Genomic DNA, 1,002 nt, shown 5'->3' with positions numbered 1-1,002 from the left:
CCTTAAACTTTATCCGTTCATTCTTGGGCAACGGTCTGAGAATTAAAACAGGATGTAATAGGACAAGAAGTACACAAGTCGATTAGCWAACTGTTTATGTCAAATGAGAGTAACTTTTTTACTCGCCTAGCTTATGAAGCCTCGCCCTTAAATCGCGTCCTGAAATCCTCTGCGCCTGGGAATAGTTGGTCGGGCTCCAATCGTGGCCAGCAGGTCATTACCCGGCCGAATCGAGCAGATGAAGATGTGAAAATCTTTCGATATACTTGGCCTGCCGCGCCTAAACCTACGCATGAGGGGACGTTTGGAGCAGGTCAGCTTTTAGTGGAAGAGGTAACAGATGAAGATGGTAACAAGCAACTTACGTATGCAGATCGTACAGGATTAAAAGTGCTTCATCGTGTGCAGGTAGGTACCAATGAATGGCTCAACACCTACTACATTTATGATCTAAAGCGACAACTACGCTATGTTTTACCTCCCGAGGGTTTTAATCGCTTAGCTGCTCAGGGGTGGGATATAGAATCAACCGAAATTCAAAAATTTTATTTTCGGTACCTGTACGACGGTTTAGGGAGGGTTATAGAAAAAACCGTTCCAGGGGGTGGTACTATTTATATGGTTTACGACCAGCGAGATCGTTTAGTGTTTCGTCAGGACGAGAGTATGAAGGGGCAGTACTGGATCGTGTTTAAATACGATGCTATGGACCGTCTGCTAGTAGAAGGCAAGTTTGAAACCAATGCGAGCCGGGTTTCTTTACAAACAAATCAAAACAATTTACCCACCTATGCAAATACCGTGCAGGTTCATGAATTGCTTATTCAAAATTACTATGATAGCTATGAAATAGAAGGGATAACACATACGTTTAATACTTCTTTTTCGCATCATTTTATCCAAGCACCGACTCCTAGTCAGCAGCGACATGGAATGCTTACGGGGAAACGGGTACGTGTTCTCGGAACCAATTCCTTTATAGTAGAGGTGTCTTTTTATGAT

At 43.2% G+C, this 1,002-nt stretch carries 1 protein-coding gene; it reads left to right on the top strand.

Annotated features, from left to right (window positions below; translation table 11 throughout):
• Window positions 1-96: 96 nt before the first annotated feature.
• Window positions 97-1,002 (top strand): DUF6443 domain-containing protein (locus tag A3SI_RS16770; RefSeq protein WP_009057913.1); only part of this gene is annotated, 906 nt, incomplete at its 3' end.

It is taken from the genome of Nitritalea halalkaliphila LW7, assembly GCF_000265075.1.
Classification (GTDB): Bacteria; Bacteroidota; Bacteroidia; order Cytophagales; family Cyclobacteriaceae; genus Nitritalea; species Nitritalea halalkaliphila.
Note: the sequence above shows the minus strand (reverse complement) of the source record. Positions and strands in the feature narration are given on the sequence as shown.